We start from the raw sequence: 22,496 nt of genomic DNA on the forward strand, positions 1-22,496 counted from the left end.
TCGCGCGCCGTGCCCACCGTCTTTTCCTGTTGGTGGGCACGGCGCAAGGGCGCCTTTGCCCACCCTACGGCAGCTACGGCAGCGTCAGACCCCCGCCACCTGCGTCCACAGATCCGCGAGCTTCTTTCGCAACGCCTGCCGGCGCGTCAGCGGCGCGGGCGTCTCATCTTCTTCGGGCAGGCGGAGACCGACGACATTGACGCGGCCGCCGGAGATCGAGCGCGCGACAAGCACGATCTCGTCCAGCGGCAGCTCAGCGCCTTCCTTCGGCGCGCGGTCGAGATTCACGTCGAAATAATCGGCGAGCGTGAGCTTGCTCTCGTCCTCGCTCACCTTCACGCCGTAGATCTCGGCGAGCTCGGCGAGCGTGTGCTCGCCGGAGACCATGAAGTCGCCGAGCAGATGCGGATCGGACGCCGCGCTCGGCTGCATGTCGACGAAGAAGCGGTCGAGCGACTCGGCCTTTTCCGGCGGGGCCAGCAGGTAGATGTAGTCGCCCGGCGCGACCGGGTCGGCTTCCGTCGGCGTCAGGATGTTCTCGTTGCGGATGACGAGCGTCGGCTTGGACCAGGACGGGATCAGGCCGCGACGGAAATACAGGCTCTTGGGCCGCACCGGATAGCCGACCAGCTGCTGCTCGAGCTGGCCGGGCAGATCCAATTCGACGCGGCGCGGGCCGCGCTCGGCACGCGGCAGTGCCACATGCAGCCTGCGCGCGGCCGGCGCCAGGGTCCAGCCTTGCAGCAGCAGCGAGATGATGACGACGACGAAGGCGACGTCGAAATAGAGATAGGCCTTGGACAGCCCGACCAGCATCGGGATCGAGGCCAGGAAGATCGCGACCGCACCGCGCAGCCCGGTCCAGGCGATGAAGATCTTCTCGCGCCAGTTGAAACGGAACGGTGAAAGGCACACGAACACCGCGAGCGGCCGCGCCACCAGCATCAGCACGAGCGCGACGGCAACCGCCGGCAACACACTGGTGCCGAGCCGGCTCGGCGAGACCAAAAGACCGAGCAGCACGAACATCACGATCTGCGCCAGCCAGGTCGCGGCATCGAGGAACGTCACCACCGAATTATGCGCGCGCGTCGGCCGGTTGCCGATGATGATGCCGGCGAGATAGACCGCGAGGAAGCCGGAGGCGTGCATGATCTGCGAGCCGCCGAAGATCACGAGCGCACCCGTGGTCACGAACGGTGCATGCAGGCCCTGCGGCAGCGCCACCTGGTTGAGGGCGATCACGACGAGGCGCCCGCCGATGACACCGACGATGGCGCCGAGCGCCGCCTCGAGGACGAACTCCATCAGCACATGGCCGGGCGAGCTCGAGCCGACCGAGATGTATTCCACCAGCATCAGCGTGAGGAAGATCGCGAAGGGATCGTTGGTGCCGGATTCCGCCTCCAACGTCGCGCCGACGCGCGGGCGCAGGCGCAGGCCCTGGGTGTGCACCAGCAGGAATACGGCGGCCGCGTCGGTCGAGGCCACCACGGCGCCGACCAGCAGCGATTCCGCCCAGTTGAGGTCGAGCGCGTATTTCGCGAACGGCGCCGTGACCACCGCGGTCAGCAGCACGCCGACGGTCGCGAGCACCACGGAGGGCGCGAGCACGGTGCGGATGCTGGCAAAGCGCGTGCGCAAGCCGCCGTCGAACAGGATCAAGGCGAGCGCGACCGAGCCGACCAGATAGGTGGTGCGGACGTCGTCGAACTGGAGCTGCCCGGGGCCGGAATCGCCGGCGAGCATGCCGATCGCAAGGAAGACGAGCAGCAGGGGCGCCCCGAAGCGCAGCGCGAGCAAGCTCGAGAGGATGCCGGCCATGACGAGGACGGCGCCAAGCAATATGGCGAGACTGACGGAATCGAGGGAGGCCATCCACCTTCCGGGTACAAATAGCTAGAATTTCATCCTTATCGTCGCAGCCTCTGCGCGCCAACCCATTTTCGCTCCTCGCGGCAATCCGCCCGCATTTTACGGCCTTAACGCGCTTCACTTACCGGTGTATCGATGGCCTGCGTACGCCCTTTGTGGGATTCTGCGGCGCCCTCGAATCAATTCCTCCCCGCTTTTCCGACGAGACCGATGGACATGGACCTCAAAGACTTCATGGAGTTCGTGCAGACGACCGCACGCAGCGTCGGGGCGGAAATCTCCTCACCCTGGTTCTACCTGCAATTCGGTCTCATCCTGACCGCGGCCGGCATCGCCTATGCCGCAGAGGCCGCCATTCGCAGCCGTGTCGACATGACATCGCTGGCGATGCGCTGGCCGCTGCCGCTCCGGCATTTCGTCCGGGTGATGGTCTCCAGCGCCTCGACGGCGGTGTTCACGCTGCTCGTGATCATCTCGCGCGTGGTGATGTACCACGCGACCTGGCCGAGCCGCAGCTATCTCCTGATGGTCGCAGCCAAGCTGGGCTTCGCCTGGCTCGTGATCCGGCTCGTGACCTCGGTGCTGCGCAACGCCTTCATCGTCAAGCTGGTGTCGATCACGGCCTGGTTCGTCGCCGCGCTCTCCATCGTCGGCCAGCTCGATGCGACGGTCGACCTGCTGGATTCCTTCGCGATCGTGCTCGGCGGGTTGCGACTGACCCCGCTGCTGGCGCTCAAGGCCGGCGCGCTGCTTCTCATCGCGCTATGGGCCACCAACATCGCCAGCAATTTCGCCGAGAGCCGGATCAACTCGACGACGGACCTGACGCCGTCGGTGCAGGTGCTGCTGGTCAAGATCATCCGCATCGGGCTTCTTGCCGTCGCAATTGTCATTGCGCTCGGCGCCGTCGGGATCGACCTGTCGGCGCTCGCGGTGTTCTCCGGCGCGGTCGGCGTCGGCATCGGTATCGGCCTGCAGAAGATCGTGGCCAACTTCATCTCGGGCATCATCCTGCTCGCCGACAAATCGGTGAAGCCCGGCGACCTCGTCACCATCGGCGACAATACCGGTCGCATCAGCGCGATGAAGACGCGCTATATTTCCGTCGCCGCCGGCGACGGCCGCGAATTCCTGGTGCCGAACGAGGATCTGGTGACGCAGAAGGTCGTCAACTGGACCTATACCGACAAGAACACGCTGGTGAAGATCGCCTTCGGCACTAATTACGACGCCGATCCGAAGCTGGTCTGCACGCTCGCCGCCGAGATCGCTGCCGCCCATCCGCGCGCGCAGAAGGGCAAGCCGCCGACCTGCATCCTGACCGAGTTCGCGGAGGCCGGGATGAAGTTCTCGCTGACCTTCTGGATCGCCGACCCCGACGGCATGGACAAGGTCAAGAGCGACGTGATGCTGGCGCTGTGGGAGGCGTTCAAGCGCGAGGGCATCCGGGTTCCCTACCCCGTCCGTGAAATCCGCATCCGCGGCGGCGCCCTGCCGGTGGAAACCACCGTAGAAGTCCCGAATTAGGCCGCTTTCGCCCCCAAGGCTGCCACCCTCGGCTTGCATGAAGGCCGCCAATCATTAAATTAGGGCGTGAAATCAAGCCTTTCCGCCGATACCGAGATCAGCCCCGAGAAGATTTGACACGCATGAGCTACGTCGAAGCCACCGATACCTCCCTGCGCAAGACCGGACAGATCAAGCTGCATGGGCCGAGCGCCTTTGCCGGCATGCGCAAGGCAGGTGCGCTGGTGGCGAAATGCCTCGACGAGCTCACTGACATCGTCGGGCCTGGCGTGCCGACCTCGCGCATCGACGAGTTCGTCCGCGACTTCGCCTTCAGCAACGGTGCCTATCCGGCAACGCTGATGTATCGCGGCTATCGCTACTCGACCTGCACCTCGCTCAACCACGTGGTCTGCCACGGCATGCCCGGCGACCGTCCGCTGAAGGAAGGCGACATCGTCAACATCGACGTCACCTTCATCGTCGACGGCTGGTATGGCGATTCCAGCCGGATGTATGCGATCGGCCCGATCGCGCGCAAGGCCGAGCGGCTGATCGAAGTCACCTATGAAGCGATGATGCGCGGCATCGCCGCGGTGAAGCCCGGCGCCACCACCGGCGACATCGGCCACGCCATCCAGAGCTTTGTCGAGCCGCAGGGCATGAGCGTGGTGCGCGATTTCTGCGGCCATGGCCTCGGGCGCATGTTCCACGACGAGCCGAACATCATCCATATCGGCCGGCCCGGCGAGGGCGTGCAGCTCAAACCCGGCATGTTCTTCACCATCGAGCCGATGATCAATCTCGGCAAGCCGCATGTGAAGATCCTCTCCGACGGCTGGACCGCCGTGACCCGCGACCGCTCGCTGTCGGCGCAGTTCGAGCACTCCGTCGGCGTCACCGCGACGGGCGTGGAGATTTTCACGCTGTCGGAGCGGCACGGCGAGAAGCAGATCGGGTGATTGCCGGCACCGCGCCATCTCCGTCGTCATTCCGGGGTGCGACGAAGTCGCAAGCCCGGAATCCATCGTACGGCATACCTTGGAGGTAAATGGATTCCGGGCTCGCGCCCAAATGGGCGCGCCCCGGAATGACGGATGAGAGAGCCGTTCTCATGTCACCCTCGCCGGCGGCGGAATGACGATGGCGGCCTTTTGTAGGTCGCAGCAAACGCGTCGTTAAAACGGCGCACGCTGCCGAAGCCGGCCGCAAACGCAATCTCCGCCAAATTCATATCCGTCTGGTCGATAAGCCTCTTGGCTTCCTGCACGCGCCGCGTCGCCGCGATCTCGCTGGGGCTCGCCCCGGCATGGCGCATGAATAGACGCAGGAGATGGCGCGGCCCGACGCCAAGCGCGTCCGCAAGATCCGTCATGGACGCCCGATCCAGAAAGCCGTCGTGGATCAACCGCATGCCGCGCGCAACCGTGGTCGCCGTTCCCATCCAGGCTGGAGAGCCCGGCGCAGCTTCCGGCCGGCAGCGCAGGCACGGGCGAAAGCCGGCCCGCTCGGCGGCCGCCGCGGTCGCATAGAAGGTGACGTTCTCAGAGCGGGCCGGACGCACCGGACAAACCGGCCGGCAATAGATGCGCGTCGAGCGAACGCCGGAGAAGAACAGGCCATCGAAAGCGCGCGCCCGCGCGAGGCGCGCCCGATCGCAGGTTTCCCAATCGAGATGCGGTGGCAGCGTTTGCCGATGCGCCGAGCCTGTCGTCATGGCGAAATCATAATTTCAAGGCGCCCCGCCGAGTAGCTGAAATCGGACTCGACCGGGCGATGAGGTCCGAATTCAGCCAGCCTGCATCGCCGCTCCGGATCATGGTGTCGATGGATCCCGGAGCAGATCGCATGAGCACACAGGCGCAACAGACAACATCAGGGCAAACCCGTCTCGCGTTCGAGATCGGGCTCCTGCTGCTTCTCTCCGTGATCTGGGGCAGCTCGTTCACGCTCATCAAGGTCGCGCTTCCGACAATCCCGCCCTTCACGATGGTCGCGGCGCGGGTGACGATCGCGGCTGTTCTCTTGGTCCTGACCGCTCTCGCGCAGGGACACGCCCTGCCGCGCCAGGGGCCGGTGTGGGCGGCTTTCGTCGTGCAAGGGCTGCTGCAAAGCGCGCTGCCCTTCACCCTGATCAGTTGGGGCGAGGCCCATATCACAAGCGGTCTCGCCGGCGTACTCAATGCGACCCCGCCGATGTTCGTGCTTGCGATCGCGGTGTCGGCCGGACGCGGGCGAGAGGCGATCAGCGGCCGCAAGATCATCGGCGTTGCGCTGGGCTTGGCGGGCGTCGCCCTGACGATGCGGGTTGACGCGCGCTCGGGGTTCGGCACCGCCGTGCCGCTGGCGCAGGCTGCCGTGCTGGCCGCGAGCTTCTGCTACGCGCTCGCGCCGATCTGGGGGCAGCGGTTCGCGGGCCTTCCCGCGATCGTCACGGCGGCCGGCGCGATGAGCTGCGCCGCGGCCCTGATGCTGCCCATCGCCGCTGTCCTCGATCGGCCCTGGACACGGGCGCCGACGATGCAGGCGATCACGGCGGTGCTCGGCCTGGCGATCGTCTGCACCGCGCTCGCCATGGTGATCTATTTCCGCCTGATCCATACGCTTGGCCCGCTCGGCACGACGAGCGGCAGCTACCTGCGCGCCGGCTTCGCCGTGGCGCTTGGGACCACGCTCCTTGGCGAGAGCTTCACATGGTCGATGCTGGCCGGTATGATGCTCATCGTCATCGGCGTCATGGCGGTAACCGCTCCCATGCGGAAGCCATGAGAGTAGTGCAATTGCCGGTTGAAAAATTCCGTCGACAAGGCAATGCTGGCGGCCCATGCCCGCCAAGCCAGACCACGACAAGAGCAAGCCTGAGGACACGCCGCACTATCTCGGCCATCGCGAGCGGCTGCGCGAGCGCTTCTACAGCGCGGGCGCGGATGCGCTCAGCGACTACGAGCTGCTCGAGATGGCGCTGTTTCCGGCGCTGCCGCGGCGCGACACGAAACCTCTGGCAAAGACGCTGATCAAGACGTTCGGCTCGTTCGCCGAGGTCGTTCACGCGCCGGTGGCGCGCTTACGCGAGGTCGACGGGGTCGGCGAATCCGCGATCAACCAGCTCAAGCTGATTGCCGCGGCGGCGCATCGCGTCGCCAAGGGCGGGGTCAACGGCCGCAACGCGCTGTCGTCCTGGAACGAGGTGATCGACTATTGCCGCACCAGCATGGCGTTTGCCGACAAGGAGCAGTTCCGCCTGCTCTTCCTCGACAAGCGCAACCAGCTGATCGCCGACGAGGTGCAGCAGACCGGCACCGTCGACCACACCCCGGTCTACCCGCGCGAGGTGATCAAGCGCGCGCTCGAACTGTCTGCGACCGCCCTGATCCTGGTGCACAACCATCCCTCAGGCGATCCCTCGCCGTCACAGGCCGACATCCAGATGACGAAGGCGATCATCGACATCGCAAAACCGCTCGGGATTGCCGTGCACGACCACATCATTGTGGGCAAGAATGGAAATGCGAGCCTGAAGGGGATGCGGTTGATCTGAGTGGCCGGATGGACCTTACGTTGTCCCTAATGCCTAGGCCGCCTGCGGTAGCGACGAGATCGACCCGACGGTCGAGCGGTGCGTGCAAGGCTTCGACCGCACCTTGCACGACCGGCTGCTCGAATTGGTCGTTCGCAACTGCACACAATGCACAGCCGTAGAACGCCAACAGGCCGAGGACATGCGCCGACGGCTGCCGGATGGCTGGCATCCGGTCCGTCAGCCGGGCCGAAGCATCCAAGGCATTGGTCCAAATTGTCACAACGCCGAGATTGGGTTTGACTCGCGGCCAAAAGACTCAGGAGAATCAAGACGTAATTGGAGGCAGATCCGGCTAAGCGGCTGAAAGGCCGCCTGTGAGCTGACGGGCGAGTAGCGCGCTGTGTCCAGGCTTCTCGAGATCGACAGTCTGCAAACCTACTTCTTCTCGGCAGCCGGTGTGGTCAAGGCCGTCGACGGCATCAGCTTTGATGTCAATCAGGGCGAGACGATCGCCGTCGTGGGTGAATCGGGATGCGGCAAGTCCGTCAGCGCGCTCTCGATCCTGCGGCTGGTCGCCGATCCGCCCGGGCGCATCATTGGCGGCAGCATTCGCTTCCAGGACAGAGACCTTCTCAAGCTGAGCGACGAGGAAATCCGAGGGGTCCGCGGCAGGGACATTGCCATGGTGTTTCAGGAGCCGATGACCTCGCTCAATCCGGTCCTGACGATCGGGCGGCAGCTCACCGAGACCATGGAGCAGCATCTCGATATGACGCGGGACCAGGCGGTCGCGCGTGCAATCGAGCTGTTGAGCATGGTCGGGATTTCCGATCCCGCGCGCCGGCTGAAGCAGTACCCACACCACTTCAGCGGCGGGATGCGTCAGCGGGTCATGATCGCCATGGCCCTGTGCTGCGAACCCAAGCTGATCATCGCCGACGAGCCGACGACTGCGCTCGACGTGACGGTTCAGGCGCAGATTCTCGAGCTCATGAAGGATCTGACGCAGCGTCTGGGCGTGGCGTTGATCATCATCACCCACAACCTTGGCATCGTCGCGCGCTATGCCGACAGGGTCAATGTCATGTACGCGGGCAGGATCATCGAGAGTGGTACCGCGCACGACATCTATCACTGTCCCCGCCATCCCTACACGCTGGCGCTGCTGCGATCGGTGCCGCGCTTGGATCGGCCGCGCCGGGCTCGGCTCGACCCGGTGCAGGGACAGCCGCCCGACCTTTCGCGTCTCGGCGCCGGCTGCTCGTTCCATCCGCGCTGCGGCTTTGCGGTTGCGCGCTGTGCAGACCAGTCGCCGGAATTGGAGCCGGTCGATGGCGGCGATCATGTCGCGGCGTGCTGGGAGGCAGCCAACGTAGCCGGATCGCTGACGAGGTCATCATGACCAACATGGAATCAACCGGTGCGGCAGGCCAGAGCGCCGAGGCGGCGATGCAGGTATCGACGCTCGTCCCGGACACAGCGCTCGAGCAGAGGCGTCAGTCGGAACGGCGCTTCGCGCTTGCGCCGGATCTGGTTACGGTTCGCAACCTGAAAATGCACTTTCCGGTGACAGAGGGCGCTCTTTTCAACAAGGTGGCAGCTCACGTGAGAGCTGTCGACGGAATCAGCTTCACCATTCGCAAGGGTGAGACGCTCGGACTGGTCGGCGAGTCGGGTTGCGGCAAGACCACAACAGGCCGATGCATCCTGCGGCTCGATCATCCGACCGGAGGCGAGATCCTGTTCGACGGCAAGAATCTGGTCGACCTCGATGACAAGTCGATGCGGGCACTCCGGCGGAAGATCCAGGTCATCTTCCAGGATCCTTACAGCTCCCTCAATCCGCGCATGAAGATCGGGGAGATCATTTCCGAGCCGATGAAGGTGCACCGTACCGAGCCGAACAAGGCAGCGCGCGATGCGCGGGTCATGGAACTGCTCAACATGTGCGGCCTCGACCCCAGGTTTGCCGATCGCTATCCCCACGAAATGAGCGGAGGCCAGCGCCAGCGCGTCGGCATCGCACGCGCCCTGTCGGTGCGTCCGGAATTCATCATCTGCGACGAGGCGATCTCGGCCCTGGATGTGTCGATTCAGGCGCAGATCATCAATCTGCTGGAGGATCTGCGGGATCAGTTCGGACTGACCTACCTGTTCATCGCGCACGATCTCAGCGTCGTTCGGCACCTGTGCCATCGCGTTGCCGTCATGTATCTCGGCAAGATCGTCGAGCTGGCGGAATGCGACGAGTTGTACGGCAATCCTCTGCACCCCTATACTCAGGCGCTTCTCGCGGCCGTGCCGGTGCCGGACCCTGACATGGAGAAGGTGCGCTCCTATCGTATCGTCAAAGGCGAAGTGCCGAGCCCGATGAATCCGCCGAGCGGATGCGTGTTTCATCCGCGCTGCCCGCTTGCCGTCGAGAACTGTGCGAAGACCGTCCCGGAGTTTCGGGAACTGCGACCCGGCCATTGGGTGGCTTGCTCCGTCATTTGAAGGCCCCGTCAGAAGGGCGACCAGGCCTGAGGGCGTAAGACCCTCGGTGCTTCGAAAACAGGGAGAATGCGTTTCAGAGGAGGAGAGATCATGAAACTGTCGAGATATCTCAGACCCGTGCCGATCGCGGCGGTCGGAGCGGCCATCGCGATCGGCTTCGCCGGACCCCCGGTTCAGGCTGCGCCGAAACAGGGCGGGACACTGAATTTTGTGGTACCGGACGAGCCGCCGAGCTGGGACGGTCACCGCGAGACGACGTTCGCGCTAATCCATCCTTTTGCGCCGTTCTACAGCGTGCTCATCAAGGTCAACCCCGACAATCCGTCCTCACCCACGGACTTCGTGTGCGACCTGTGCACGGAAATGCCGACTCCGGCCGACGGGGGCAAGACCTACACGTTCAAGATCAAGCCGGGCGTGAAATTCCACGATGGAACGCCATTGACGGCGCACGACATCGTCGCGTCGTTCAGGAAGATCATCTTCCCGCCGGAGGGCACGACCAGCGCACGCGTCGCCTTTTTCGTCATGGTCGACAGCGTGGAGGCGCCGGACGACCACACCGTCGTGTTCAAGCTCAAGTATCCATCGGGCGCCTTCATCCCGGCGCTGGCGACGCCCTATAACTTCATCTACTCGAAGGCAAAGCTCGCCGAGGACATCCGCTGGTACGAGAAGAATGTCATGGGCTCGGGGCCCTTCAAGTTCGTAGGGCGAGAGGCCGGTGCCTACGTGCGCGGCGAGCGCAACAAGGATTACCATGTTGCCGGACTGCCTTATCTCGACGGCTTCGAGGCGATCTTCTCCAACAAGCAGGCGGTGCGCGTGCAGGCGATCCGCGGCGACCGGGCCGCAATCGAGTTCCGCGGCTTCCCGCCAAAGAGCCGCGACGATCTCGTCGCCGCGCTCGGCAAGGACGTCACGGTCCAGGAGAGCGACTGGAACTGCGTGCTCCTGTTCACCCCCAACCACAGGAAGAAGCCGTTCGATGATGTCCGCGTTCGCCGGGCGCTCACGCTGGGGGTCGACCGCTGGGGCGGTTCAGAGAGCCTTTCGCGCATCGCCATCGTCAAGGCAGTGGGCGGTGTCGCGTTCCCGGGTCACCCGCTGGCGGCGACGAAAGTAGAACTCGAGCAGCTTCCCGGCTATTGGCCGGACATCAACAAGTCGCGTGCTGAGGCCAAGCGGCTGCTGCAGGAAGCCGGGGTCCCGGACCTGAAGTTTGTGTTGTGGAACCGCGCCGTCGATCAGCCCTACACAATCGTCGGCACGTGGCTCATCGACCAGTGGCGGCAGATCGGCGTGACAGTCGAGCAGAAGATGGAGCCGACCGGTCCGTTCTACGCGCGGCTCAGGTCGCAGGATTTCGACGTGACGGTGGACTTCAACTGCCAGTCGGTCGTCAACCCGCTGCTCGACATCGGCAAGTTCCTGTCGGAGGACATCGGCAACGAGAGCTATGGCGGGTACACCGATCGCGACCTCGACAAGATCTTCGAGGCGATGAACCGCACTTCCGACACGGCCGAGCAGCGCAAGCTGATGCGGCAGTTCGAGAAGCGTGTGCTCGATGAGCAGGCGCATTCGTTCGTCACACTGTGGTGGAATCGCATTATCCCACACCGGTCCTACTTGAAGGGATGGAAGGTCAGTCCCAGCCATTACCTTAATCAGGACCTCGCCAACGTGTGGCTCGACAAGTAGCCGCCCGACGGCGGTTGGCGACGGCAGCCGTTTCCAGGTCCCCTGCCACAGCAAGGCAGTGGACGGGAAACGGCAGCGAGCGCGGGCAAGAGTGGTGCAACAGTGTACCAGTACATTCTCAAGCGACTCCTGTTGATGGTTCCGACGCTACTCGGCGCAGCGCTGCTCGTCTTCCTCCTGCTGCGGCTGGTGCCGGGCGACGTCTGTGTGCTGCGCATGACGGGTGGAGCCGGCTACGTCGATCCCAAGGCAATCACTCTCTGCCGCGCCGAGCTCGGCCTTGATCGCTCCTATGCCGTGCAGTTCCTGACCTTCATCTGGGACTTCGTCCGGTTCGACTTCGGCAAGTCGATGTGGACCGGACGCCCGATCCTGGAAGAGGTCGGGCTCCGCTTCGAACTGTCGCTGCAGATCGCGATCATGGCCACGCTCACCGCGATCATTCTCGCCATTCCGCTCGGCACGATCTCGGCCGTCAAGCAGAACACCTGGATCGACTACGTGGTGCGCGGCTTCAGCATCGCCGGTATCGCGATGCCCTCCTTCTGGCTCGGCGTGCTGATCATCCTCGGCCTGCTGATCACAAGCAAGGCGCTGTTCGGAAGTCCGTGGATGCCGCCGATCAAGTATGTGCCGATCTGGGTCGACCCGCTGTACAACCTGAGCATGACCATCTTTCCGGCGCTCGCAACCGGCTACCGTTACTCCGCTGTTGCGACACGTATGACCCGGTCGGCGCTGCTCGAAGTGCTGCGCGAGGACTACGTCCGAACGGCGCGCGCCAAGGGGCTCGTCCAGAAACTCATCATCCGGCGACATGCGCTCGGAAACGCGCTGCTGCCGGTGGTCACGATCATCGGCATTGAATTCGCGTTCCTGATGGGCGGCCTCGTGGTCACCGAGCAGGTGTTCAACCTCAACGGGCTCGGCAGGCTGTTTGTCGCTTCCGTGACCAATCACGACTACACGATGACCCAGGCGCTGGTCATGCTGGTGGCGACAATATTCGTCGTGACCAACTTTGTGGTGGACATCATCTACGCGTGGCTCGACCCGCGGATTCGGTACAAATGATGGCTGGAATCAGAGGCTGCGCATGACTCTCGCTGCTAACCTCGGGACGAAAGTCGAGCTGGCGGACAAGCCGAAGCTGCGGAGCAGGCTTTCCGCCGTTGGCCGGTTCGCACGCCGCAATCCGTTGGGTGCCGCCGGCGGCGTGGTCATCATCGTCATGGTGCTGGTTGCGGTGCTCGCGGATTTCATCGCCCCTTACAACCCGGTCGCCAACGCGTTCGACCGCATGCACGAGCCGCCGGGCTTGGAGAACTGGCTCGGCACGGATCAATACGGACGCGACGTGTTCTCGCGCATCGTCTACGGCGCGCGCACTGCCCTGCTCGTCGGATTTGCGTCGTCGTTCGTTGGCGCCGCCTTCGGCCTTGTGCTCGGGGTCGCCAGCGCCTACTTCGGCGGCAAGATCGATCTGATCTTCCAGCGCATCCTCGATATATTCATGGCGTTCCCGCTGATAATCCTGGCGCTCGCCGTGATCGCGATCTTCGGAACCGGGGCTCAGAACGTGATCATCGCGATCACCATACCGTTCATCCCGCGCTGCGCCCGCGTCGTCCGTTCGAGTGCGCTGGCGATCCGCGAGCTTCCCTACATCGACGCCGCCCGCGCCAACGGCTTCAGCCATGCCCGCATCATCCTGCGGCACATGATTCCGAATGTCATGGCACCGTTTCTCATTATGATCACCGCCTTTGTAGGTCAGGCGATCCTGCTCGAAGCATCGCTTTCCTATCTTGGTCTCGGAGTTCAGGAGCCGACGCCGGCATGGGGGCTGATGCTTCAAGGCGGCGCCGAGGAATACGCCGAAAGCGCGCCCTGGATAGCGATCTTTCCGGGCATCGCCATCAGTCTCGCGGTGTTCGGCTTCAGCCTGTTCGGCGATGCGGTCCGGGACGAGTTCGATCCCAAGCTGCGGTCCCGATAAGCCGCCGAAGCCCTTCTCCGACCTCGGATGACGTATGTAGAATGTCCGCTCTTGAGGCGGATAGCCGACGTGCGCACGTGATCACGCGTGATGGAAATGCTCCGTATGAGAGCTGCTGTGTTGCGCCGTGATGATCACAAACAGTCACCAAATACAGTCCCCTCTCCACGTCCCCTGCTCGCACTAAGACGACTGAAATGATTTCATGTTCAACACGTTGCGCGGCGCCATAGCTTCATGCACAACCATCCCTCAGGCGATCCCTCGCCGTCGCAGGCCGACATCCAGATGACGAAGGCGATCATCGACATCGCAAAACCGCTCGGGATTGCCGTGCACGACCACATCATCGTCGGCAGAAGCGGGCATGCAAGCCTGCGCGGGATGCGGCTGATCTAGGGCAAATCAGAACGCCTGGTTCTTGGCGGCTTTCAAGTGGTCTTCTGCGGCTGTGATGCCGGCGAATGCCTTGAGCGTCAGAGCGGTCGGTTGCGGCTTCCATGCAGCGACCAGCCTTTCTGCATTCTCGAGTTCCGGCTTGGACAACAGGCTGGCCATCTCGTTGACATTCTTGGCCGGCGCCACCTTCGAGAGTTTGAAATAGGCATACGACAGGGACAGATCCCTCGGCGTGCCCTTTCCTGCAGAATACGCACGGGACAGGCTGAACAGGGCGGCAGGAAGTCCCTGATCGCCTGCCAGCTTCCACCATTTCAGCGCTTCTTCTGAATTCCCTTGTCGGTCATACATGAGAGCGACGTCGTGCTGGGCGCGCGCATATCCCGCTTTGGCAGAAACGAGCTTGTATTTCAGCGCTTGATCCGAGTCAGTTGCGACGACGCCCGCGCCTTGCCCGTCATAATAACAACCGAGCTTGTAGGCCCCCAACGGATCGTTGGCCGCGGCCGATTTCTGAAACCACTCGAATGCCTGGCTGCGATCCTGCTGCGTGCCGATACCGTTATTATACATCATGCCGACATGATATTGGGCCTCGGCATCTCCGCGATTGGCCAGTGTCACCATCGCATTGAAGGTGCCCGCGTCATTCGCACTGGCGGGCATCGCGAAAAATAGAAGGCACGAGAAAGCCAGGGCAACGAATTTCATATCAAAGCCCGATCGAGTTTGAACCATTCCGTCTTGGTCGCTCAAGACGCAAGAAAAGTTCGAAGTTCGGGAAAAACCCCGAAATCAGCGGGTTTTTGGCCTGTACGAGCCCGTCCGATCAGGGCTCCACCCAGCGCTGCACCGCTTCGACCGTGTCGGCAGGCGTGGTGTTGAAGCAGATCGCGGCATTCGGCGCCAGGCGATGGACGAGGTTCAGCACCTTCTCGAACAGCAGCAGGTGCTCCCTGGGCTCGCGCAGGCCGGCGCCGATCACGATGCAGTCGAAGCGCTCGTCGCGCAAGGCCGCCGTGACCCCGGCTTCGGCCGTGGCATCGAGATCGACCAGGCAGCTCGTGACCTCGAAGCCGAGATCGCGCAGGCGCAACAGCTGCGCCTCGATGTAGTCGCGCACGAGCTCCGGCGTCAGCTGCGGAGATGCGCTGTAGTCCGCGTTGCCGGGCTCGATGCCGATCGCGAGGACGCGCTTGGCCATGCAGGAACTCCTTGCCGGACCGTCTCGCCTTGTTAACGGATGGACGGCGGCGCCGGTTCCCTGAACGGTGCGTTCCTCGATTCTACCAATGATTTCATGCCAACGCTGTAAGCCATTTCACATGCACCGGATCGGCGGACTGCCAGATTTTCGACAGATCACGCTGCAGTCACGCGTCGATCACGGCAGCCGGTTCACTTTGGCTTGCACGGAGACTCGATAATTCATTCAATTTGCGGGAGCGGAAAATGATCTCATTCGAGAGCTTGAAAAGCGAATATGAGCGGAATTGGGCCAGTCTCGAAATCCGAGCGGGACGCCTCGCCGAGGCGAATGCCGTCGCCCGCAAGGCCCTCAACAGCAAGGCGACCTATCAGCAGATCGAGCGGCTGACGGGCGTTCCCTGGCCTTTTGCCGCGCTCTGCCACTACCGCGAGTCCAACTTCGATTTCGACACCTATCTCGGCAACGGCGAGTCGCTTCACCGCGTGACGACCATCGTTCCGAAAGGGCGCGGCCCGTTTGCCACCTTCGTGGACGGCGCCGTGGACGCGTTCAGAATCCAGAACTTCATTGGCGCGCACGATTGGGGTATCGCGCGGATGCTGTTCCGGCTCGAGGCCTTCAACGGCTTCGGCTATCACGCCAAGGGCGTCAATTCGCCCTATCTCTATGGCGGCTCGACCCTGTACGGCCCGCCCGAGGCAAGAGCCGGAAAATTCGTCCGCGACCATGTGTTCGACTCCAATCACGTCGATTCCCAGCTCGGTACGGCGGTGATCCTGCATGCGATGATGGCGCTCGATTCCTCGATCACGCTCGATGGCGGTCCGCAATTCGCCGGCCGCACCGAGCCCGAGGACGATGCGGCCTCGACGGTCATTCTCATGCAGCAGGCGCTCAACAAGCTCGGCGCCAATCCGCCGCTCGCCGAGGACGGCATCAGCGGACCGAAGACCAGGGCCGCCGTCTCGCTGTTTCAGCAACAGAACGGTTTGAGGGATACCGGGCTGCTCGATGCCGCCACGGTCGCCGCGATCACGCGCGCGATGCAGCAGCCGGGCGCGGCCGCGCAGAACGGCGATCTTTCCCAGATCCTGAAGCGGCTGGAGGACCTCGCGCAATTGCTGCGACCGTCAGCCGGCGGCACGACGCTGCCAGCGATCGTGCCGGGCAACACATTGCCTGCCACCAACGATCCGGTGAGCATATTCGAACGGCTTTTCGCCCTCATCAACAAGACGGCGCCCATGCCAGGACCGGTCACCCCGACGAGCCCCGCCCCGGTCGATCAGCTGAAGCAGGTCGTCGACCTGCTCAGCACCCTGCTCAACAACGGCGGCGGCAAGCCCATGCTCGGCCAGGTCAACGGCGCGCTCGGCGAGACCATCGGCAAGCTGCTCGACGGCAAGAAAACCGCGCTCGGTATCGGCGGCTCGGTGCTCACCGCGCTGCTCTCGTCGGTGACGGCAAGCCCCAATGCGAGCGGCATTGCCGGACTGCTCGGGACGATCGTGTCGGCCGTGCCCGGCCTTGGCCAGTTCGCGATGCCGATCTCGCTCGCGCTCACCGTCTGGGGCGTGCTCGGCAAGATGGAGAAATGGGCGCAAGGCACCGCGCCGCCGCCGAAGGTGACGACGTAGTGCGATGAGATGAGGCTCGGGGTGCTTCTCCGGAGCAGGTGCACTCCCTCCCCCGCTTGCGGGGGAGGGCTGGGGAGAGGGTGTCTCCACAACGGGACAACCCCCAAGAGGAGAGACCCCTCACCCGGCGCTTCGCGCCGACCTCTCCCGCAAGCGGGAGAGGTGACGGAGCCGCACTGCCAGCGCCTACTGGCGCAGCATGATCAGGGGATCGGCGGTGTCGGGGACGCGGCGCCACTGGGCGCTGTCGTCGGCCTCGAATTGCCAGGCTTCGCCTGATTTCGACATCAGGATGATCTGGCCGCGCTCGAGCCGCCATTGCGTCGGGTTGAACTGCGCGATCGTCGCGTCGCATTTCGGCTTGAGGAAGACCTGGAAATTATCCGGGCTCGCTTCGGTGTTGGTCAGCGTCAGCCCGCAGATCGGCTGGCCGTTGCCGCGCACCATCGACCAGTCGCCGATCATCTGGTCCATCGATTTGGCCATCGAACGCGCGGCGGCGAGATCCTGCAGGATGTAGACGCCCTCGCCCTGGCGCAGGCCCTCGAAGATGCCGGCCTCGACCTCGGTGAAGTCGATCACGGCTTCGCCGGTCGTATCCTGCAGGCGGACGATGTCGAGGCCCCTCACGCTCCAGGCGACGATGTCCTTGGTGAAGGGCAGCGCGGTCTTGCAGGCCGGCTCCAGCTCCAGCTTGAAACCCTGGCCTGCGGCATCAGCCTTGAGCGTGACGACGCAGGTCTTGCTGCGCTCCGTGGTCGAGAGCTCCCACTGTCCGGGCATCGACTTCTTCAGGGTCGTGGCATCCTGCGCATGCACGATGCCGATCGCGGCCAAGCAGGCCGCGACGGCGAATGCAACGGCCCGAAGAACGTTCATCAGCGCCCCTTGACCGGCGTTTCCGCAACCGGCGTCAACGGCGCCTTGCCGGCGAACCAGGACTTGAGGTTATCGACGACGAGCTGGTCCATCGCGTTGCGCGTCACCACCGAGGCCGAGCCGATATGCGGCAGCAGCACGACGTTCTGCATCGACTTGAGCTCGTCGGGCACGTTCGGCTCGGCCGCGAACACGTCGAGGCCGGCGGCGAGAATGGTGCCTGACTTCAGCGCCTGGACCAGGGCGGGCTCGTCGACGACGGAGCCGCGCGCCACGTTGATCAGCACGCCGCGCGGGCCGAGCGCCTTCAGCACCTCGGCATTGATCATCTTGTTGGTGGAGGCGCCGCCCGGCACGATCACCATCAGCGTGTCCACCGCCTTCGCCATCTCGATCAGGTCGGGATAGTGCTTGTAGGAAACGTCCTTGGACGGATTGCGCGAGTGGTAGACCACCGGCACCAGCGAGGCATCGAGCCGGCGCGCGATGGCCTGGCCGATCCGGCCCATGCCGACGATTCCGACCTTGCGGTCGCGCAGCGAGCCGACGCTGAGCGGATAGTTCTGCGTCTGCCAGAGCCCGGAGCGGACGTAACGGTCGGCCTTGATGAATTCGCGCAAAGTGGAGATCAGAAGGCCCATCGCGACGTCGGCGACCTCCTCGGTCAGCACGTCGGGCGTGTTGGTGACGATGATGTTGTGCTCGGCGGCGTATTTGGCGTCGACGTGGTCGTAGCCGACGCCGAAGCTCGCCACCATCTCCAGCTTCGGCAGCTGCGACAGCGAATCCCTGTCCGCACGCACGGTGTGATAGGTCACCGCGACGCCGCGGATCTTGTCACGGACCGCCGGCGTCAGCCGCTCGAGGTCGCCACGCGTCTCTGCCTTGTGCACGACGAAATGATCGGAAAAGCCGTTCTCGAGGATTGGCCGCACCGGCCCATAGATCAGAAGGTCGATCTTTTCGGACGAAATCGAACCGGTAGACATCAGCTTTCCTTTCCAAGCGCGCTCTCATGCCAGCGCCGTAAAACGAGGTGCGAAACTAGCGCCAGCACCCCATAGATGACAATCCCGGCCAGCGACAACAAAAGCAGCGCTGCGAACATGCGGGGTATGTTCAAGCGATAGCCGGATTCGGCGATCCTGTAGGCGAGCCCGGAGCCGGCGCCGGCCGTTCCCGCCGCGATCTCGGCCACGACCGCACCGATCAGCGACAGGCCACCGGCGATGCGCAGGCCGCCGAGGATATAGGGCAGCGCCGCAGGCAGCTTGAGAAAGCGCAGCGCTTGCAGTGGCGAGGCGCCGTAGAGCTGGAACAGGCCGGCGAGGTTGCGGTCCACCGAATTCAGCCCAAGCGTGGTGTTGGACAGCACCGGGAAGAAGGCGACGATGAAGGCGCAGACCACGACCGCGGTCTGCTGCTCCAGATAGATCAGCAGCAGCGGCGCGATCGCGATGACCGGCGTCACCTGGAGGACGACGGCATAGGGGAACAGTGAATATTCCACCCATTTCGACTGGTTGAACACCAGCGCCAGCGCGATGCCGCCGACGCTGGCGGCGACAAAACCTTCGAGCGTCGTCAGCAGCGTGGTGGCGAGCGATTGCGACAGCACCGCCCAATCCTTGATCAGCGTCAGGACGATGATCGACGGCGCCGGCAGCACGTAAGGCGGGATCTCCTTGATGCGGACCACGAGTTCCCAGGCAAGAAGGCCGGCTGCGAACACGGTGACGGGCAACACGAAGCGCATCGCACGTTGCGCAGCTCGCGGTTGTGCGGTGGCGGCAGCTTGCGCGTTCATAGCGTCGACTGCCCCGAATAGGACGGCGCCAGCGCGGCCGACACCCTGCGGCAATAATCGGAATAGGCGGCCGAGGTGCGAAACTCCTCGCCGCGCGGCTCGACCGTCTCGATGCGGATGTCGGCCTGGATACGGCCGGGCCGCGCCGTCATGACGACGACGCGCTGTGACAGGTAGACGGATTCGAACACCGAATGGGTGACGAAGATGACGGTCTTGCGCAAGGACCGCCACAGCGTCAGCAGATCATTGTTGAGGCGGAAGCGCGTGATCTCGTCCAGCGCGGCGAACGGCTCGTCCATCAGGAGGATATCGGGATCGGTGACGAGGGCGCGCGCCAGCGACACCCGCATCTTCATGCCGCCGGAGAGCTCGCGCGGAAAGGCGTCGGCGAAATCGGCGAGCCCGACGCTGGCCAGCGCCTCCTCGGCACGCGCGCGCCCCTCCGCCTTCGGCACGCCCGCGAGCCTCAAGGGCAGCCGCACGTTCTCGCGCACGCTGGTCCAAGGCATCAGGGTCGGCTCCTGGAACACGAAGCCGATGCCGTGACCCGGCAGCACCTCGCCCTCGTGCCGCGCCACCCGCACCGTGCCTGATGACGGCGCGCTGAGCTCCGCGATCAGCCGCAACACCGTCGACTTGCCGCAACCGGACGGTCCCAGCAGCGAGATGAACTCGCCCCTGCGGACAGTGAGATCGAACGGGCCGAGCGCCATGACGCCGCTGTCATAGGTCTTCGTCACGCCGCGCAGGCTGACGGCGAGAGCCGTCAGGCTGGCTTCGACGGTAGGTGGCGTTTTGCTCTCTACCATAGACGGCGAGCTGCTGGGTTTCGGGCGCCCTTCACCTCTCCCCATCGGGGAGAGGTCGGCGCGCAGCGCCGGGTGAGGGGGCGCAGGTCCCACGAGGAAGCGTAACCCCTCACCCGCATCGTATCTTGCGATGCGATGCGACCTCTCCCTTCGGGAGAGGTGAACCACACTGCCACACCTTGCTCTTGTGTCGGCATCGGTTACGGCTTGTTCGGGCGGAGCTCGACGCCGACGCCCTTGTTGACGAAGCGCAGCGTGTAGGACTTGCGGAAGTCGAGATCCGACTTCACGACGCCGGCCTTGACCATCTTGTTGAAGAAGGAGGCGTAGCGCTCGTCGCTCATCGCGCCGATGCCGTTCTTCGAGGACTCGCCGGAGTCGACGATGCCGTGCTCCTTCATCTTGGCGACGGAATAGGCCAGCAGATCGTCGGTCATCTCCGGATTGAGCTTCTTGATCAGCGCATTGCCGGCGGAATTGTTGCCGTAGATGTAGTTGTACCAGCCGATCATGGAGGCATCGACGAAGCGCTGGACCAGATCGGGCTTCTTCTCGACGACCTCGCGGCGGGTCTCGATCAGCGTCGAATAGGTGTTGAAGCCGTAATCGGCGAGCAGCAGCACGTTGGGCTTGAAGCCGGCGGCCTTCTCCACCGCGAAGGGCTCGGAGGTGACATAGCCCTGCATGGCGCTCTTGGGATTGGCGATGAAGGGCTGCGGATTGAAATTGTAGGGACGGACGTTCTTCTCGCTGAAGCCGTATTCGGATTTCAGCCACTGGAAGTAGCTGGTCATGCCCTCCTTGGAGACGAACAGCGTCAGCGGCTTGAGATCCTCGATCTTGGCGACCTTGGCGTCGGGCTGCGTCAGCATCACCTGCGGATCCTTCTGGAAGATCGCGGCGATGGTGACGACGGGAACGTTGTTGGCGACGGCGTCGAACGACATCAGCGTATTGGCGGCCATGAAGAAATCGATCTTGCCGGCGATCAGCAGCATCCGGTTGTTCTCGTTGGGACCGCCGGGAACGATGGTGACGTCGAGCCCGTATTTCTTGTAGGTGCCGTCGGCGACCGCCTGGAAGAAGCCGCCATGCTCGGCCTCGGCGACCCAGTTGGTGCCGAAGGTGACCTTGTCGAGCGTTTCAGCGCGCGCCGGGAGGATCGAGACGAGAGCGGCCATCAGGCCTGCCGTTAACGCTTGCCGCAGATGAGAGGGGCTCATGAGTGCACTCCGTCGATCGTGGCTGGCCGATGCCAAGCCAACGCGATAAAACCGCATGACATTGGGGACGCGAGCCGGTCGGGCCCGCGTCCCCTCATAACCCAAATTACGTGACAAATTCGGGCAAGGAAACCTTGATGACGCCGTCCCGCGACTGGACCGAAATCCGCTGGGCCGATGCGCCCCCCGCGGAGCCGTCGCGCTGGATCGCGGTGCTGCCGCTGGCGGCAACCGAGCAGCATGGCCCGCACCTGCCGCTCACCACCGACGTGCTGATCGCGGACGCTTATCTGGCGCGTGTGCGCGAGCTGTTGCCCGAGCGCGTTCCAGCCAGCTTCCTCCCCGTTGAACCAATCGGGATTTCCACCGAGCATATCGACTATCCGGGTACGCAGACGCTGCCGACCGAAATTGCGCTCAAAAGATGGACAGGGATCGGCGCGGAGGTCGCGCGCCGCGGCGTGAGGAAGCTCGTCATCATCACCAGCCATGGCGGCAACAGCGCCGCCATGATGCTGGTCGCGCAGGACCTGCGCGCGCATCAAAAACTGTTCGTGGTGACGACGTCGTGGTCGCGGCTCTCAGGCGCGGACAAGTTGTTCCCAGCCGATGAAGTGCGCCACGGCATTCACGGCGGCGCGGTCGAGACCTCGATCATGCTGGCGCGCTATCCGGATCAAGTGCGCATGAATGCGATCGCGGATTTTCCCGCGAGCAGCATCGCGATGGAGAAGCAGTACCGCTGGCTGTCGACGCAGCGGCCGGCGCCGTTCGCCTGGCAGGCGCAGGATCTCAACGCCAGCGGCGCAGTCGGCAACGCGACGCTGGCGGTGGCCGAGAAAGGCGAGCAGCTGATCGATCAGGGCGCGCGCGCTTTTTGCGAGCTGCTGGGTGAGGTCGATAACTTCGACGTGAACAGGCTCGCCAAGGGCCCCCTCGGCTAGCCGACATCCTCCTGGATTCATTCAGGAAAGATCGAGTCCGCGCGGCCACATTTGCGGTCTTCGAACCGGACGCGATGAGCCTCCGTCCAACTGGGCACGCGGGCCACAACGGACCGCCTCAACCCCGGATGGAGTTTCACATGTCGATCAAGACCAAGATTGCCGCCGCAGCTCTTGCTGCCCTCGCCGTGACCGGCAGCATCGTGTCCACAACGTCCTCGGCCGAAGCCAAGCAGCCCGGCTGGGTCTGGGGTGTCGGTGCCGGCATCGCCACCGCCGCCGTCGTCGGCTCTGCGATCGCTGCCAGCAACGACCCCTATTACTACGGCTATCACCGCTGCGGCTGGGTCGCCCAGTACAACGCCTTCGGCCAGTACGTCGGCCGCGTTCGTACCTGCTACTGATCTAGGTATCCGAGGCCGATCTCCACGTGGATCCTGCGTCCGACACGGGCGCCTCATCCACCCCGTGTCGTGCCCCCGACC

At 64.0% G+C, this 22,496-nt stretch carries 21 protein-coding genes and 1 pseudogene; 13 read left to right on the forward strand and 9 right to left on the reverse strand.

Annotated elements, in window-relative coordinates:
- Positions 1 to 84: 84 nt before the first annotated feature.
- Complete coding sequence (locus CVM73_RS32240) at positions 85 to 1,878, reverse strand: potassium/proton antiporter (protein ID WP_100235804.1); 1,794 nt, start codon at positions 1,876 to 1,878, stop codon at positions 85 to 87.
- Positions 1,879 to 2,085: 207 nt separating this feature from the next.
- Here CVM73_RS32240 and CVM73_RS32245 point away from each other — a divergent pair, with 207 nt between their 5' ends.
- Together CVM73_RS32245 and map are read left to right on the forward strand one after the other, a co-directional pair.
- A complete protein-coding gene (locus tag CVM73_RS32245) occupies positions 2,086 to 3,402 on the forward strand; it encodes a mechanosensitive ion channel family protein (RefSeq protein WP_100235805.1) in 1,317 nt (438 codons plus the stop codon).
- A gap of 122 nt (positions 3,403 to 3,524) precedes the next feature.
- The gene (gene map / locus CVM73_RS32250; protein ID WP_100235806.1) at positions 3,525 to 4,343 is read left to right on the forward strand and encodes a type I methionyl aminopeptidase; all 819 of its coding nucleotides are present in this window, start codon (positions 3,525 to 3,527) and stop codon (positions 4,341 to 4,343) included.
- A gap of 155 nt (positions 4,344 to 4,498) precedes the next feature.
- On the opposite strand, the gene CVM73_RS32255 is transcribed toward map, so the two are convergent.
- The gene (locus tag CVM73_RS32255; RefSeq protein WP_100235807.1) at positions 4,499 to 5,098 is read right to left on the reverse strand and encodes a bifunctional transcriptional activator/DNA repair enzyme AdaA; all 600 of its coding nucleotides are present in this window, start codon (positions 5,096 to 5,098) and stop codon (positions 4,499 to 4,501) included.
- A gap of 131 nt (positions 5,099 to 5,229) precedes the next feature.
- Between CVM73_RS32255 and CVM73_RS32260 the strand changes: the two genes are divergently transcribed.
- The 8 genes and pseudogenes from CVM73_RS32260 to CVM73_RS32295 all read left to right on the forward strand — a co-directional run.
- Complete coding sequence (locus tag CVM73_RS32260; RefSeq protein WP_100235828.1) at positions 5,230 to 6,150, forward strand: DMT family transporter; 921 nt, start codon at positions 5,230 to 5,232, stop codon at positions 6,148 to 6,150.
- Positions 6,151 to 6,205: 55 nt separating this feature from the next.
- Positions 6,206 to 6,919 carry a RadC family protein gene (gene radC / locus CVM73_RS32265; RefSeq protein WP_100235808.1) on the forward strand — a complete coding sequence of 238 codons (714 nt, stop codon included), beginning with the start codon at positions 6,206 to 6,208 and terminating at the stop codon, positions 6,917 to 6,919.
- 439 nt (positions 6,920 to 7,358) lie between these two features.
- Positions 7,359 to 8,303, forward strand: a complete 945-nt coding sequence (locus CVM73_RS32270) for an ABC transporter ATP-binding protein (protein WP_245452495.1) — start codon at positions 7,359 to 7,361, stop codon at positions 8,301 to 8,303.
- A 152-nt stretch (positions 8,304 to 8,455) separates the two neighbouring features.
- Positions 8,456 to 9,397 carry an ABC transporter ATP-binding protein gene (locus CVM73_RS32275; protein WP_245452496.1) on the forward strand — a complete coding sequence of 314 codons (942 nt, stop codon included), beginning with the start codon at positions 8,456 to 8,458 and terminating at the stop codon, positions 9,395 to 9,397.
- Positions 9,398 to 9,487: 90 nt separating this feature from the next.
- The gene (locus CVM73_RS32280) at positions 9,488 to 11,101 is read left to right on the forward strand and encodes an ABC transporter substrate-binding protein (RefSeq protein WP_158237636.1); all 1,614 of its coding nucleotides are present in this window, start codon (positions 9,488 to 9,490) and stop codon (positions 11,099 to 11,101) included.
- Positions 11,102 to 11,203: 102 nt separating this feature from the next.
- Positions 11,204 to 12,175 (forward strand): ABC transporter permease, encoded by a 972-nt coding sequence (locus CVM73_RS32285; RefSeq protein ID WP_100235812.1) that lies wholly within the window; start codon positions 11,204 to 11,206, stop codon positions 12,173 to 12,175.
- A 22-nt stretch (positions 12,176 to 12,197) separates the two neighbouring features.
- Complete coding sequence (locus CVM73_RS32290; protein ID WP_100235813.1) at positions 12,198 to 13,100, forward strand: ABC transporter permease; 903 nt, start codon at positions 12,198 to 12,200, stop codon at positions 13,098 to 13,100.
- Between the two features lie 222 nt (positions 13,101 to 13,322).
- A pseudogene (locus CVM73_RS32295) lies at positions 13,323 to 13,499 on the forward strand (JAB domain-containing protein); the annotation flags it as partial.
- A 6-nt stretch (positions 13,500 to 13,505) separates the two neighbouring features.
- Here the strand turns inward: CVM73_RS32295 and CVM73_RS32300 are convergent.
- Positions 13,506 to 14,210 (reverse strand): tetratricopeptide repeat protein, encoded by a 705-nt coding sequence (locus CVM73_RS32300; protein ID WP_158237637.1) that lies wholly within the window; start codon positions 14,208 to 14,210, stop codon positions 13,506 to 13,508.
- Positions 14,211 to 14,328: 118 nt separating this feature from the next.
- Positions 14,329 to 14,703 (reverse strand): hypothetical protein, encoded by a 375-nt coding sequence (locus CVM73_RS32305; RefSeq protein ID WP_100235815.1) that lies wholly within the window; start codon positions 14,701 to 14,703, stop codon positions 14,329 to 14,331.
- A gap of 248 nt (positions 14,704 to 14,951) precedes the next feature.
- Here CVM73_RS32305 and CVM73_RS32310 point away from each other — a divergent pair, with 248 nt between their 5' ends.
- Complete coding sequence (locus tag CVM73_RS32310; protein ID WP_100235816.1) at positions 14,952 to 16,346, forward strand: peptidoglycan-binding protein; 1,395 nt, start codon at positions 14,952 to 14,954, stop codon at positions 16,344 to 16,346.
- 186 nt (positions 16,347 to 16,532) lie between these two features.
- Here CVM73_RS32310 and CVM73_RS32315 read toward each other — a convergent pair whose 3' ends face one another.
- From CVM73_RS32315 to CVM73_RS32335, 5 genes are all read right to left on the reverse strand, one after another.
- The gene (locus CVM73_RS32315) at positions 16,533 to 17,225 is read right to left on the reverse strand and encodes an AprI/Inh family metalloprotease inhibitor (protein ID WP_100235817.1); all 693 of its coding nucleotides are present in this window, start codon (positions 17,223 to 17,225) and stop codon (positions 16,533 to 16,535) included.
- Positions 17,225 to 18,214: a 2-hydroxyacid dehydrogenase gene (locus CVM73_RS32320; protein ID WP_100235818.1), complete on the reverse strand. Its 990-nt coding sequence runs from the start codon at positions 18,212 to 18,214 to the stop codon at positions 17,225 to 17,227. Before CVM73_RS32320 ends, CVM73_RS32315 begins: the two co-directional genes overlap by 1 nt.
- Positions 18,214 to 19,032, reverse strand: a complete 819-nt coding sequence (locus CVM73_RS32325) for an ABC transporter permease (RefSeq protein WP_100235819.1) — start codon at positions 19,030 to 19,032, stop codon at positions 18,214 to 18,216. The genes CVM73_RS32320 and CVM73_RS32325 overlap by 1 nt, the downstream gene beginning before the upstream one ends.
- Positions 19,029 to 19,844, reverse strand: a complete 816-nt coding sequence (locus tag CVM73_RS32330) for an ABC transporter ATP-binding protein (protein ID WP_100235820.1) — start codon at positions 19,842 to 19,844, stop codon at positions 19,029 to 19,031. The genes CVM73_RS32325 and CVM73_RS32330 overlap by 4 nt, the downstream gene beginning before the upstream one ends.
- A gap of 200 nt (positions 19,845 to 20,044) precedes the next feature.
- Complete coding sequence (locus CVM73_RS32335; RefSeq protein WP_100235821.1) at positions 20,045 to 21,067, reverse strand: ABC transporter substrate-binding protein; 1,023 nt, start codon at positions 21,065 to 21,067, stop codon at positions 20,045 to 20,047.
- A gap of 137 nt (positions 21,068 to 21,204) precedes the next feature.
- Here CVM73_RS32335 and CVM73_RS32340 point away from each other — a divergent pair, with 137 nt between their 5' ends.
- Together CVM73_RS32340 and CVM73_RS32345 are read left to right on the forward strand one after the other, a co-directional pair.
- On the forward strand, positions 21,205 to 22,011 hold the full coding sequence (locus CVM73_RS32340) for a creatininase family protein (RefSeq protein WP_100235829.1): 807 nt from the start codon (positions 21,205 to 21,207) through the stop codon (positions 22,009 to 22,011).
- 140 nt (positions 22,012 to 22,151) lie between these two features.
- Positions 22,152 to 22,415, forward strand: a complete 264-nt coding sequence (locus CVM73_RS32345) for a hypothetical protein (RefSeq protein WP_162500090.1) — start codon at positions 22,152 to 22,154, stop codon at positions 22,413 to 22,415.
- The last annotated feature ends 81 nt before the right edge of the window (positions 22,416 to 22,496 follow it).

The organism is Bradyrhizobium forestalis (assembly GCF_002795245.1).
Lineage (GTDB): Bacteria > Pseudomonadota > Alphaproteobacteria > Rhizobiales > Xanthobacteraceae > Bradyrhizobium > Bradyrhizobium forestalis.